Origin of the sequence: Kordia sp. (assembly GCF_022447245.1) — a bacterium.
Classification (GTDB): Bacteria; Bacteroidota; Bacteroidia; order Flavobacteriales; family Flavobacteriaceae; genus Kordia.
The window spans coordinates 1-12,001 of the sequence record NZ_JAKVBC010000065.1; the positions used below are offsets into that span (position 1 = coordinate 1).

Annotated in this window: 14 protein-coding genes; 4 read left to right on the forward strand and 10 right to left on the reverse strand. The window is 31.0% G+C overall.

Annotated elements, in window-relative coordinates; translation table 11 throughout:
- Both MK119_RS23670 and MK119_RS23675 read left to right on the forward strand, forming a co-directional pair.
- Window positions 1-492 (forward strand): tetratricopeptide repeat protein (locus MK119_RS23670; protein WP_290684113.1); only part of this gene is annotated, 492 nt, incomplete at its 5' end.
- Between the two features lie 363 nt (window positions 493-855).
- Window positions 856-1,299, forward strand: a complete 444-nt coding sequence (locus tag MK119_RS23675; protein WP_290684115.1) for a hypothetical protein — start codon at window positions 856-858, stop codon at window positions 1,297-1,299.
- A gap of 99 nt (window positions 1,300-1,398) precedes the next feature.
- On the opposite strand, the gene MK119_RS23680 is transcribed toward MK119_RS23675, so the two are convergent.
- Window positions 1,399-1,719: a hypothetical protein gene (locus tag MK119_RS23680; RefSeq protein WP_290684117.1), complete on the reverse strand. Its 321-nt coding sequence runs from the start codon at window positions 1,717-1,719 to the stop codon at window positions 1,399-1,401.
- Between the two features lie 83 nt (window positions 1,720-1,802).
- On the opposite strand from MK119_RS23680, the gene MK119_RS23685 reads away from it, so the two are divergent.
- Together MK119_RS23685 and MK119_RS23690 are read left to right on the forward strand one after the other, a co-directional pair.
- Window positions 1,803-2,687, forward strand: a complete 885-nt coding sequence (locus MK119_RS23685) for a PHB depolymerase family esterase (RefSeq protein ID WP_290684119.1) — start codon at window positions 1,803-1,805, stop codon at window positions 2,685-2,687.
- A 561-nt stretch (window positions 2,688-3,248) separates the two neighbouring features.
- Entirely contained in the window at window positions 3,249-3,782 is a 534-nt protein-coding gene (locus MK119_RS23690) for an SRPBCC family protein (protein WP_290684120.1), read from the forward strand.
- A 436-nt stretch (window positions 3,783-4,218) separates the two neighbouring features.
- Here the strand turns inward: MK119_RS23690 and MK119_RS23695 are convergent, their stop codons facing one another.
- The 9 genes from MK119_RS23695 to MK119_RS23735 all read right to left on the reverse strand — a co-directional run bounded on the left by MK119_RS23695 (window position 4,219) and on the right by MK119_RS23735 (window position 11,420).
- On the reverse strand, window positions 4,219-4,401 hold the full coding sequence (locus MK119_RS23695; RefSeq protein ID WP_290684122.1) for a hypothetical protein: 183 nt from the start codon (window positions 4,399-4,401) through the stop codon (window positions 4,219-4,221).
- A 10-nt stretch (window positions 4,402-4,411) separates the two neighbouring features.
- Window positions 4,412-5,197 (reverse strand): IS21-like element helper ATPase IstB, encoded by a 786-nt coding sequence (istB, locus tag MK119_RS23700; protein ID WP_290684124.1) that lies wholly within the window; start codon window positions 5,195-5,197, stop codon window positions 4,412-4,414.
- Between the two features lie 9 nt (window positions 5,198-5,206).
- Window positions 5,207-6,751 (reverse strand): IS21 family transposase, encoded by a 1,545-nt coding sequence (istA, locus tag MK119_RS23705; RefSeq protein WP_290684126.1) that lies wholly within the window; start codon window positions 6,749-6,751, stop codon window positions 5,207-5,209.
- 113 nt (window positions 6,752-6,864) lie between these two features.
- Window positions 6,865-7,161, reverse strand: a complete 297-nt coding sequence (locus MK119_RS23710; protein WP_290684127.1) for a hypothetical protein — start codon at window positions 7,159-7,161, stop codon at window positions 6,865-6,867.
- 74 nt (window positions 7,162-7,235) lie between these two features.
- Window positions 7,236-9,440: a peptidase domain-containing ABC transporter gene (locus MK119_RS23715; RefSeq protein WP_290684128.1), complete on the reverse strand. Its 2,205-nt coding sequence runs from the start codon at window positions 9,438-9,440 to the stop codon at window positions 7,236-7,238.
- A gap of 13 nt (window positions 9,441-9,453) precedes the next feature.
- Window positions 9,454-9,975: a redoxin domain-containing protein gene (locus MK119_RS23720; RefSeq protein ID WP_290684129.1), complete on the reverse strand. Its 522-nt coding sequence runs from the start codon at window positions 9,973-9,975 to the stop codon at window positions 9,454-9,456.
- A 47-nt stretch (window positions 9,976-10,022) separates the two neighbouring features.
- Window positions 10,023-10,655, reverse strand: a complete 633-nt coding sequence (locus MK119_RS23725; RefSeq protein WP_290684131.1) for a hypothetical protein — start codon at window positions 10,653-10,655, stop codon at window positions 10,023-10,025.
- A 335-nt stretch (window positions 10,656-10,990) separates the two neighbouring features.
- Complete coding sequence (locus MK119_RS23730; RefSeq protein ID WP_290684133.1) at window positions 10,991-11,197, reverse strand: hypothetical protein; 207 nt, start codon at window positions 11,195-11,197, stop codon at window positions 10,991-10,993.
- Window positions 11,198-11,225: 28 nt separating this feature from the next.
- On the reverse strand, window positions 11,226-11,420 hold the full coding sequence (locus MK119_RS23735) for a hypothetical protein (RefSeq protein WP_290684135.1): 195 nt from the start codon (window positions 11,418-11,420) through the stop codon (window positions 11,226-11,228).
- Window positions 11,421-12,001: the final 581 nt, after the last annotated feature.

Consider the following 12,001-nt stretch of genomic DNA (forward strand, 5'->3'; position numbering starts at 1 on the left):
AAAGACTATGAAGGAGCACTGACCGATATAAAAACCTATATTAAAGAATATGGTTCAACTTTAGAACAAGACCATTCTCTCGAATTCTATATGGGATTATGTTACTTGCAGTTAAATCAATTTGACAAAGCCTTTGAAACACTAAATCAGAATGTAAAAGCCCAAGAAATAGAACATGGAACTGATTGGGTGCATTATTTAGACAGATATTATTTAGCTATTGCATATTATGAGCAAAGTGATTATGTAAATGCAAATTCTGAATTTGACAAAGTATTGAAAGAATATCCTGGTTTTTCTGATGCACAATACTACAAAAGCATCTGTCTTAATTATCTTGGAAAAAAAGAAGAAGCAATGAAAATAGCAGACATCGGTAAATCCAATTATCACATGGGAAAGACCTTCAATGAAGATTCAAATTTATACGAAATATATCCATATCAAATAACTTGGCAATGGAACGTTTTAGAGAGTAGTATATTAAAATAAAACACTACACACAACAACGGTGACTGTTGCGCAACTATCCTTTTTAAGGATATTATAAATTTCGGAGTAAAATAAAATATTTTCAAATTGATAATCAGGTTGTTAAATTTTTAATAAAATGAAAATTACAAGATTTAAAGAATATTTTGAGTTGTGCAACAGGCACAACGTATATAAAACATAGCTATAATAGGCTTTAAAAAAGCTTTTTGCATATTTGCGAAGAACACCAAATTTTTAATTTGGCTTTCAAAAATGAGAAATTAAAAACAAAATATAAAAATTCGCCTTTGTATTAATCTGAAAAGGTAGTGTCTATTTACACGCTACGTTTCATACACAAACCGTTGGCACACATTAAAAATGGAACTAAAAGATTTTAAAATACGAATTGACAAGGTTAAAGCAGAAAACTTGAGTTTCACTTATAACCTAAATGATGGTGCTAGTAAGTCTGAGATAGAAAGACTAGAAGAAAGGATTGGACAAAAAATCCCAAATTCTAATCAAGCATTTTGGACTAAGTTTAATGGACTTGAAACAAAGAATCCAGCATTGAAAATCTCAAAATTGAGTCAATTTAATTTAGATAATGGATTAATACACTTTGCCACTTTTAATGACAATACCATGGTTCATCTTGATACAAAAAATCTCAATTCAGCAGGAGAATGGTCTATTGTAAATCCAGAGAGCAATTATACATTGACCTTAACAATGAGCAGTTTTTGGTCTAATAAAATATGGCATTGGTTAACCCATAAGACTAAAATTTGGGATGATAAGTATTGGATTAAAGAAAAATAAAAACGTGTGCCAACAATGGTAACCGTTGCAAATGCCTATAATTCCAAAAAAACAAGACATTCTTAGCGCTTTTAAGGATGCCTTTCTTTTTAGCTTTAACTATATAACTCTAAAATAAACACCACTTACAATAAAGATACAGTGTTTGTATAATGACTTTATAATGAAAATGATTGCGACAAGTGATCTTGTCCCACTTTTTGACGTTTTTGTAATGAATTTCAGGTATTTCTTTAAGTTATAAGCAATAGCTGCCATGTGCATGACTTTGATCGCTTGCTTGATACCTTTGGTAAGTTCATACAAATAATTAAAGTCTAAAACTGCTAATAAACGAGGATAAAAGTTCTGCTTTGGAATACGATCACTTAACTGAGAATTGCTAAATAATTTTTCTTGGTAGATTTTCTTGCCTTGCATAACCTAAGATACATAATTATTCAATATCTTAGACTTGTGCAACAGTAACACTAAACGTTATCCACAATCAGAAAAGAGACAACATGATTATAACGAAAAAATTAATTTTGTTTTTTGCTATCCTATCAATAACCCTTGGTAGTTGTAAAAGAGATGATAAAAGCAATACAGGGAGTTGCTATTCAAACACTAATTCACAGACAATCGTACATGATGGTATTACAAGAGAATATGTTTTATATATACCTGACTCATATGAAGTAACTACATCAGTTCCATTAATGCTCAATTTTCATGGTTTTGGTGGCAGTGCAAGTGATTTTATGAATTATGCTGACATGCGTTCACTGGCTGAATCAGATACCTTTATTTTGGTCTATCCCCAAGGTAGTTGTTTGAATGGTTCTTCTCATTGGAATGCTTGTCCATCAGGCGGTGACAATAAAAGTGATGCTGATGATTTTGGATTTGTTGAATCTATGATTAATCAGATTTCATCTCAGTATAATATAGATTTGGAGCGAGTTTATGCTGCTGGATATTCAAACGGTGGTATGATGGCATACGGACTTGCCAATTATAAAAGTGATCTAATCGCTGCTGTAGCATCTATTTCCGGAACAATGTTAGATTGCACAGGGTCTACCAGTCATCCTATGCCAGTAGTGCATCTTCATGGAACTTCCGATGGTGTTCTTCCCTATAACGGGAGTAGTGACTGGAACTCTTCCCAAAGTACGGTGGATTATTGGGTTAATTTCAATAATACAGTATTAACTCCAACTGTTACAGATGACAACAATATTGAACATTATGTCTATGACCAAGGAGACAGTTTAGTTTCAGTTGAACATTACAAATATATCGGAGGAGACCATGTTTGGTTTAATTCAACTTTTCAAGGTCAAAATACATCTGAATTGGTTTGGAATTTCGTATCACGATATGACGTAAATGGATTGAGATAAAAAATAAAAGAGCAAAACAATGATAACCGTTGCACAATCCCATAATTTTTTAAAAAAAAACTAGGCGTTCCTAGCGTTTTTAAGGATTTTTTTTAAATACCATGTAATTCTAAAATAAAGATCGCTTAAAATAAAGACATAGTGTTTACATAATGGCTCTATATTAAAAATGAACAAAGAGGTAACATTGTTCCACTTTTTCTCGTTTTTGTTATGAATTTGGGCATTTCTCAGAGTGATAAGCAATAGCTGCCATGTACATGACTTCGTTCGCTTCTTCCATAATAGCCTTTGGTAAGTTCACATAAATAATCAAAGTATAAAACTCCTAATAGACGACGATAAAAGTTCTCATTTGGAATATGATCACTTAAATGAAAAATATTGAATAGCTATTCTTGATAGATTATCTTGCCTTGCATAACCTGAAATACTCAATTATTCAATATCTTAGACTTGTGCAACAGGCACACTATGTAAAAGCTGCATTAAAAGGTAGCTTAGCCAAGCGGGTATGCACAATTAGAATTATTTAATGAAATAGGTACACTTCAAATTATCATGTTAATAAATAATAAATTACGCGAATCAGAGATTACTTATCAAATGGATATAAATTGCTCTAGAGAAAAACTATGGGAGGTAATATCAACACCAGGAAATCTTGAATTTTGTCATCCATTTTGTAAAGAAAATCAAGTAACTAAATGGGGTGAAGTTGGAGCACAAGATAGCATTCAATATTACAATGGACTTAAATTACATCGATTATTCACGGAGTGGAATATTGGGAAAGGATATAAATTGCTTATTGGGAGAGGTAGATATGCTACAGCAAAAGTTATATGGGAAATTTCAGCTAAAGAAGATGAGATTTCGACATTATCTATAACAATAAATATATATTCTGATATTGCTTTAAAAGGCTACTCGAAGTTTTTTCGTTGGGTAATTAAAGAATTTTACCTTTTACCCAAAATGTCAAATTATGTAAAAGATGTTGTAAAAGGGTTCAAATATTACATCGAAACTGGGAAGTCTGTAAAAAAGAACCAATTTGGAAATAATCGAATGTTTTCAAACATGAAAACCTGAAGAAATAAATTCCTGAGGGGAAAATAGAATTGATTACAATATAACTGTGGCTAACAAAAATATTCGTAATGGGGGGCGATTTGGGAAATTTGAATGATCAATTATCACATCAAATCCTTAGATTATTAGATTAAAAATTTGTCTTAATCAATTACAATACTTTTGAGATAACAATAATGAAGTGTAGTAAGCTAAAAAGTGAAGCTAAAAACGGGTATACTTACACCTATATTTACATCTCAAAAAAAAATCCTTGTAAATCAAGTGTTTACAAGGATTTTAGCGGAGAAAGAGGGAAACTCTTTCGCTATATCCTTAAAATGTTAATGTATTGATAATCAGTACAAATGCAAGATTTTAATTTGGTTGTTTTTTGTTAGTTGATCACTGTTTTGTGCACGGTTTGTACACCGAAAATAATTAAAATAATATAGTATTACAATATCTCTTTAGATTTGCTATCTTCTTTTTCTTTCTTAGACACTTTTTCTTTTTCGACTAAATCTGATAATTTTTGGGAATTTATAACCATAACTACATTGGAATAATAACCTTCAATATTTATATATAATTGTATTTTTTTATCATTAATATGGAAAATCTGGATAAATTGAGCCACCCAATCTGGATTAAATTGAGCAGGGTAAATGAAGTGTCAAAAGTTGATTCATTTGTGATGTAAATTTACTGTTTTTTGTCATTTTTTTCCTCATTGACTCTCCTTTGAGGTCAACTCTATGTGCTGCGTGAACCAGTCTATCTAAAATAGCATCAGCTATGGTCTGTTCTCCTATAATTTGATGCCAGGTTTCTGTTGGTAATTGTGATGCTATAATGGTAGATCTTTTCCCGTGTCTATCTTCTATTATTTCCATTAAAAAATGCCTATTTACATTGTCCAGAGCTTTTAATCCAAAATCGTCAAGGATAAGCAAATCTTGTCTTTCTAATTTATTAATTTCCCTTAGGTAAGAACCATCTGCTTTTGATGCTTTAAGTTTAGTAAATAGTTTGTTTGTATTAAAGTATATTACTTTAAACCCTAGAGAACAGGCTTGATGTCCTAAGGCTGAAGCTATATAGCTCTTACCAACTCCCGTGCTACCAGTAATTAATATATTTTCTTTGTTTTTAATAAACTCGCAGGTATTAAAACGTTGTATTTGATTCTTATCGATATTCCTTTTAGGATCATAATCTATTTGCTCCATAAATGCCTTATATCTAAACTTAGCTACTTTAGTTAGGCGCTCTATTTTTCTATTATGTCTGTCGTCCCATTCAGATTGCAATAGATATGCTATTAACTCATCATTAGTATAATTAATACTATTAGCCTGTAAGGCTTCACTAAAAGCTCTATGCATTCCATAAAACTTTAGTTGTTTCATCTGTTCTAACGTTTGTATATTCATTTGTTTTAATTATTTATAATAATCTTTTCCTCTTATGTTTTTATGCAATGGTAATTGCTGATCAACTTCTTGTGGTTCTTCTATACTATCCCAGCCTTTATCCAATATCCTTTCAATCATTTTATAATTATAAGCACCATAATCTAATGCTCTTTTACAGGCATTGTTTAATCGTTCAGGAGTTACTTTTTTCGCTAGATATAAGATTCCTAAACAAGACTTATAAGACTGTTCTGGATGTTGTTTTTTATCCAAAATTTTAATGATATATGCTTTACACGCTTTCCCTATATCTGAAGCCCAAGCGATAAAACGTTCTGAACTCCATTCACTAACAAACCTATGGTATGAAGGCATATGCTCCTTTTCTGTAGTATATTGGTATTTTCTCTTATCTCTAGTGTGTAAAGCTATCAACTCGTTTTTGTGATAGATTTCAATAAGACTATTTGAGTATATAATACGAACCTTCTTTCCTATGTATTTATAAGGAGCGCTGTAATAATGTTTATCCTTGTTAAAATATATATGACTGTTTTTATGAACAGTACCAGTTGCATATTGTTTAAGTTCATAACGTTTTTCAGGTAATGGTTTTAATGCTTGTTGTTCAACTTCTTCAAAAAGGGAGACTCTAGAATAATCCCTACCTCTAAAAGACATCTGATTATGTATTTTTAGTAATTCTAGTATAGCATTGTTAATACTTGCTTTATTATGGAATGTCTGATTCCTTAGCGGTGCAAATACTCTTGTGTAAATAATACGAACAGCATTTTCCACAATAGCCTTATCTCTAGGCTTGTAGGCCCTAGTAGGTAATACAGTTGTTTCATAATGTTCTGCAAAACTGGCAAAAGTTTCATTCACCTTGGGTTCGTATTTACTGCTTTTAGTTACTGCTGCTCTAAGATTGTCAGTAACTAATGCATCCGGCACGCCTCCATAAAACCATAATGCATTTTCAACACACCTAATAAAGTCTTCTTTCTTTTGGCTCTCACAAGCTTCCACATAGGTATATTGACTACTACCTAATACACAAACAAAAACCTCTAGCTCTTGCAGTTCTCCTGTATGTTCATCTACTAGGGTTAATTTTTTTCCTGTAAAATCTATAAATAACTTATCTCCCGCCTTGTGATTTAAATGCATTACTGGAGAGATCTCTTTACGCCATTCTCTATACCAATAACAAAACTGAGCTAATTGGTAACCATCAGGGTGTTTTTCTTTATATTCTTCCCATAGTAAACGTTGAGTTACTCCTGTTTTTCTTATCTCTTTATCGAAGTAAGGAAAGTATTGTTCTAATTCTAATAATTGATCGCTCTTACGTTTCTCTGAAGATTTAAACAACTTATGAAGATCTTCTATAGTCATCTCAGATACTTCATAAGACGTTAATTTGTAACGCTGAAAAAATGATATGTATTTAGTAACAGTATTTCTGGATACTCCTATCTGAACACTAATCTTTCGTTTGCTAATCCCTTGAGAATATAACTTAAATATCTTTTTTACTTTTCGCATGTCTATTTGTGTATTTGCCATAATCTTTTTTTTCAAAAAAAGACTATTTATAAATCACAAATAGAATCAACTTCTAATGGTTCAATTTAAACCAGATCACTATGCTCAGTTTAATCCAGAAAAGGTGGTTCAGTTTAAACCAGATTTATTGGTATAATATACCCAGATTTTGCATCTATACCAAGTAGCTTATTTCGTCTATTAGTCTCTTCTTCTGTTGCTTTTATTTTTTGTTCACATAGATCAAAAATGGCTTTTTCAATGTTCTCATTTTCATTTAAACCATTGTACACATTTCTTATCATGGAGCTACCATAAGGTGTTCCTTTTCTATTGGTAATACTGCGTTCTTTTAAAATCTTTAATACATCTTCTGTATAGTGATACCCTAAAATTGATCTTAATTTTTCATGTTGTTTTTTAGTAATCATGGTTCATTGAGTATGTGACTATTTAAGGTTAATGATTTCGATAAGAAATATTAGCTATATTGATTATTAGTAAACTAATGTTGTGTAATAATTTCAATGGAATCTTTTTCATTCAATATATTCGTCCAAAAATCACTGTAAAAGTTGACTGTTTTCAATAGTTGCTTATGCGTTCCTTTTACTTTTGTTTGCCCATCTTCAATCACATAAATACAATCTGCTATATGTTTTAGTGAATGCAATCGGTGCGATATGAAAATGATACTTATTTCAGTCTTTAACCTTTTTAATAATTGCAATACAAAATATTCTGTTTTACGATCCATTGCAGAAGTAAACTCATCTAGTATTAGTAACTGAGGCTTTTTATATAAGACACGAATAAGTGCTAATATTTGTTTTTGTCCACCAGATAAATTGATTCCACTTTCCCCAAGTATTGTTGCATAGCCTTGTGGTAAACTTTTTATGAAATCTTCAAAACCATATTCTTTTATGAATGCATGAATGTCTTCAAAACTAGCTTCTTGACCTAAGGCGATATTGTCAAGTACATTCCCTGAAAACAAGGTGATTTCTTGTGGAATAACACCAATTAGTGAGCGCCAATCTTTTGTTTTGATTTCTGTAAGAGGAAAACTTTTATTTATGATAATCGTTCCATTTTCAAAATGATAGAATTTCTGAATAATTTGTCCTAGCGTACTTTTTCCGCATCCACTTTCTCCAACAACGGCGACACATTGATTCTTTTCGATAGTTAGATTGATATTTTTTAGTAGCTGTTTACGTCCGACAAATCGAAATGATAGATTTTTTATTTCTAAAGATTCAAAATTTGAAAGTGATTCGTTCCCTGTTTCTTCTTTTTCTAAAGCTGCAAACTCATACATTCTATTAAAAGCTACTTTTGCTTCATTAATAGGAATGGCAATGAGAGCCAAACTTGCTACTGCGGGAAGTAAGGAACTAGCTATGCCTAGTACAGCGGTTAGTTCTCCAATAAGCATGGATTCGTAATATACCTTTAAGGAAGCAAATATTAGGATACCCATTAAAAATAATACACTGAAAATACCCGATATTAAAGATAAGCGTACGTTGATCTTTCCGAGTGCAAATGCCTTATCTTGATAGTTGCCATAAATTATTTGATTTATTTTCTGAAATATGTTTTGGCGGTTATTATTTTTAATTGTGGCAATACCTTGCATGGAGATAATATAGTTGCTTTCATACATTGCATACCCTTGCATCACCTCTTTTTGCGCTTTTATGATTTTTGTATTGAAGCTGTAAATCAACAAAAAATAAAATGGCAAGCTGATAAAAGCAATAAGCCCTATTTGCCAAGAGTATACAAATAGAAAAATAAAAGATACTACAGTAACAAGTGCATTGATAATGATATTTCCTGTAATCATTTTAATTACATTTTGTACCCGTTGTGTGTCATTTAACCTTGCTACTAATTCGCCTATTTTTCGCGTATCAAAAAAAGGCTTTGGTAAATGGAGCAACGAAGTATAAAAACGGTCAATAATTCTATTATTGAAGTCCTTACTTTGACGTATCAAAAAGTAATCTCGCAGGCTGCTGAAGAATGCTTTTATCAACAATAAAACGGTAATTAAAACGATACCTAAAATTAGCATTTGCATATCTTTTGAAGGGAGAATAGTATCAATAAGTTTTTGAGAAAAAACAGCCATACTCATACTCAAAATAGCAATGCAGAGTCCTAAAACGATACTAAAGGACAGTAGTCTGTAATCATGTTTTAATATTCCTAAAAACCATTCTTTTTTTGATGTTGCTTTTGTTGATGCTTTCTCAAACTTTTCATTTGGAAATAATGTCAAACATGTTTTTGATTTCCAATACTGTAAGAGTTCTTCCTTTGTGTATTCAGATATACCTTTTGCAGGATCTCCAATACTAAACTTTCCATTTTCATACCCATAACAAACGACATAATGCTGCAACTTATTTTCAACTACAAAATGGAGAATAACAGGTTGTTTGTGTTCTATTAATGCCTCTACAGTAGAGGAACAACCCTCAGCATTGAAACCAAGTGAATTTGCAGCTTGATAAAGTCCTAATAAAGTAGTTCCTTGAATATTTGTGCCACTGGCTTCTCTCAGTTTTTCAAAAGTATTGCTTCCGCCGTACAGTTTTATAATGGATAATAAGCAGGCAACACCACAGTCACTTTGGTCAAGCTGTAGAGTAAATGTTTTTTGTATCTCTTTCTTTGTAAACGTTACTTTTTCCATACATGAGAAATTGTTAGTGTTTATTGATAATTTTTAAGATGCCACTTGCAGTGATCTGTCCAACATGCTTTTTTATAAGCTTCTGTTGCTTGTTATAAATCAGTGTAGTAGGAATAGATTGAATACCCATTTGAGTACTAAATAGACTATTGAAATCATGTAAAAATGTGATGTTAGATTGTTGATTAAGTTTGTGGATTGTAGCAAACTCGCGTATATCATTCATAGATTGATCTGAGACAAATAATAACTGTGTATTATGAAATTTTTCAATAGTACTGAGTATGCTTTCTGCTTCATTTTTACAAAAATCACACTCACTATTAAAAAACAACAATGCTGTTTTACTTTCTTTAGAGAGCTGCTCATTTGAAAAATAAGAACTATCTATGCGTAATAAGTTGAAATTGGGTAAACTTTCAATATGTAGATTGGCTTTTGTATTAGCTTCTACCTTAGTAGAAATATGAAAGAAAAGATACCCCAATAAAGCCAAAACAATTGTAATGATAATAAATCCTATTACTTTCTTCATCTGTTCGTTGATTGATTATGTTGATTTTTAAAAAGTAGCGATATCTACTAACTAAGATGAAGTGATAAAAATATCATTCCCGTCACCCAAATTACAAGAGAAACTCCATAGCTACTTGCTACTATACTAAAGCCTTTTCCGATAGATTGTTTTATTTGTTTACTTATCAAATAAGCTAAGAAAAACCAATATAGTACTTCAAAGAGATTTAAGGTCTGTAACGGATACACTAACCAAGATGCTATATTTTCATAGTTGACAAAAGTTAATACCGATAATGGATAAAAATTTTGAATATCTACTAACGTATAGTTTGGAACAAAACAGTAAAGCCACAATGTTTTAATTACAATAACACCTAAAAAAATAAACTCTGCTTTTACCACGGCTCTAAAAATAGTTTTATACTTCATTTCTTCTCCAAAAAAGAATAATCCTATATCAAGAACTAGGGCTATTATCGAGACTTTTATCAGCAATAAAATAGGGATAAACAAATAGCCCACCCATTGCCATTTTTGTTTAAAATTGAGAATTTCTGCTATTTGCCCTTGTGTAAACTGATCTGCTAAAGAGTTTACGTAAAGACTTTCTGCTCCTAATACGCCATTTGATATAATCCCTAAACAGAATATACCAAACGTTAATAACAAAAAATAGGAAGTTGTATCAAGTTTCATTGTATTTGTTTTTTTAGTTAGAATTAGCACATAACTATCCAGTCTTATCAATAATTGATAAGGTTAAAATGTAATTAAGGCTAAAAAGATTCTAAGAGTTATTTTCTATTTTTTCTGTAGTCAAAGTATTGATAGATAGTTACTAATGCTAGTGTGAAATATAAACAAGCACGTAAATATTTACTCAAAGAAACAATGCCTATCAGGTCTATAATTAGTAAGACTATAACTGCTATTAGTAGAAAAGGTATAATTATCTTTTTCATGGAATTTCTTTTATTGTGATTTGTGAGAGGTTGTCTTAGATATTAGTAGACAACCTCTTTTGTTTAGTCCTAAGTTAGTGCATTGATTCCACAACCAACGGCTACTATTCCACCTATGGCTGTTCCAATCCAACCTACAGGATTCCACCAATTTGCGGCGACCCCTATTGCATATCCGCCTGCAACTACTCCATATCCAATACAAAAACCATCGACAGCATCACCAAAATCACCTCCAGTAATTACGTCTAAATCTTGAAAATTTAATTTTTCCATATTAAAATTATTTTAAGATTAAAGTTTTCTAACATGCATTAGCTATCGAGACAAAAGTTCCTGCTAATAGTCCGATAAGACCACCAACCATAAAACCTATTGGTCCTCCAACAGCCGCACCTGCAACAGTTGCACCAACCATAACTCCGTTACCTACATCAGTACAATCGCGATCGTCACCAGCGACTAGAGTTTGCATTTGATTTAATTCTAATTTTCTCATAAAGATTTTTAATTTAAATATCTACCTACTCTTTCGTTTTTCGGCTTCCACGACAATTGTTTTGAGTGATTTGCAACACTTTTATCAACATTTGCCGTGATCTATATTTAAAAATATATATCTTTGATTTCCACATCGTAGGCAAATATTTTTTTGTTTACTGAAAGTCTTTCATTTATATGGAAGCTTTTTTGTTGGACAAATATATTTTCATAAAACAAGTGAAGCAATCTTTTGTGACCATCATTTATAAATTAATAGTATTTATTTGTAAATTATGGTTGTTTTTTCAATTATATGATTGAAGTTGATTAGAAAATATTAATTTATAGTAATATATACCTATTTTAATGAAAACCCTCTTAAGAAAATATTCATTAATATTTTTATTCTTTCATTCTTTTTGTTCCATATCGCAGGAAGCTAAATTCGATTCTTTGAGTAAGTTTAGTTTTCAAGAACTTTCTGATAAGTTTCATAATTCTGAGAAATTAAATGATGTATATGCAAAATATTATTTAGATAGGGCTAAAGAAAATCGAGATACTTTGCATATTGCTAGAGGTTATAAGTTATATACA